This window comes from Haloferax sp. KTX1 (assembly GCF_902410085.1).
Taxonomy (GTDB): Archaea; Halobacteriota; Halobacteria; order Halobacteriales; family Haloferacaceae; genus Haloferax; species Haloferax massiliensis.
Map to the genome: position 1 here is coordinate 1 of NZ_CABPRH010000254.1, position 421 is coordinate 421.

The window sequence follows — 421 nt, forward strand, 5'->3', positions numbered from 1 at the left end:
AACTCGATGACCGTGCCGGCCTGCCGGGTCGAGACGCCGAGATTCGATTCGATGGTCTCGGCGATCTCCTCGGCGATGGCGTCCGTGTCGTTGACCGTCGGCCACCGCTCCAGCAGCGTGTCCTCGTTGAGGTCGATCTCAACGAGCATGTCCGCGACGTTCGTCGAGATGTCACCCAGCGCGAGGATGCGCGTCGCCTCGATCTTCCAGACGACCTCGTGTGCGCTCTCGCGGTCCGTCGCGTACTCCTCATCAAGGTGGACCGTCATCATCGGCGTGTCCGGCGTCTTCCGGGCGTCCACCAGCTCGATGAGCCGTGGCAGGCCCTGGGTCACGTCGATCTCGGCGACCCCCGCGTAGTGGAACGTGTTCATCGTCATCTGCGTTCCCGGTTCGCCGATGGACTGGGCCGAGACGGTCC

At 65.3% G+C, this 421-nt stretch carries 1 pseudogene; it reads right to left on the reverse strand.

What is annotated here, in order from left to right:
* Nucleotides 1-421: pseudogene (locus FY251_RS21710) on the reverse strand (DNA-directed RNA polymerase subunit A''); the annotation flags it as partial.